General features: G+C 52.9%; 1 protein-coding gene and 1 pseudogene. Both read right to left on the reverse strand.

The window, feature by feature from the left end; translation table 11 throughout:
* A pseudogene (locus tag R7O13_RS25085) lies at positions 1-441 on the reverse strand (carbohydrate ABC transporter substrate-binding protein); the annotation flags it as partial.
* A 2-nt stretch (positions 442-443) separates the two neighbouring features.
* On the reverse strand, positions 444-911 hold a 468-nt coding region (locus R7O13_RS25090), incomplete at its 5' end, for a HAMP domain-containing sensor histidine kinase (protein ID WP_318304970.1).

Raw genomic sequence — 911 nt, forward strand, 5'->3', positions numbered from 1 at the left:
GTGGTTGACCCTCAACCAGTTCAAGCGGTGCAGCGGGAGTGGCAGGGCGATATAACCGTTGTGTGTTTTGTTGATTTCGATAGACAGCGGATAGAGCACCTCGTCCCAGCGCTGCTCATCCGCTACCGCGTTGACGTTGTGCAAAATACCGATGGCATCCCACGCCTTAATACTTGGCCCTTCGATTTGCGCGAAGCTCGGTGGATTGCCCGCCAGCGCGCGAGCTTGCAGTACCGTCATCGCGCTGTCGCCACCACCGCCTAACACCGGGCTTTGCAGCAGCTCAATATCGTGCCGTTTTAGCTGAGCTTTGAGTGTTTGCAGCGCTTGCTGCTCGCCGTCAGAAGTCCACCAATGTAAAAACTCTACCCCTTGTGGCGACTCAGCGTGAGCGACGCAAGGGGCGAGCAACAGTGGGAACAAGAATGCCAGTTTGTTCATAGTCAGTCTCTCGGGAAAGTCAGTGTGGCGCAGAGGCCGCCAAACTGAGAATGGCTCAGCAACAAACTGCCGCCGTGAGCCTTTGCAATGCTCTGTGAAATGGTTAACCCCAGCCCACTGCCTTCTTTATCGTTGCTAGCGCGGAAGTATGGCTGGCAGAGCTTTTCAAGTAATAAATCGTCAACACCGTCACCGTGATCTTCAATTTCAATCTGGATCGACTCTGAGCTTTCACTCAGCGTAATATCTGCTTGATGCCCGTATTTGAGCGCGTTATCTACCAGATTCTGAATGCAGCGCTTAATCGCTAACGGTTTACCAGCAAAGTGGGTGCGGATTTCACCGTGGATGCGAATCGTGTCCGGCGCATCGGCGATATTGGCGGAAATGTGCTGAATCAGTTGGGTGAAATTGATCGGCTCGATTTCCTCGTGGATATCGGTCTCTTTAATGCATTGCAATGCGCCTTT

Source organism: Vibrio sp. Y176, assembly GCF_033438945.1.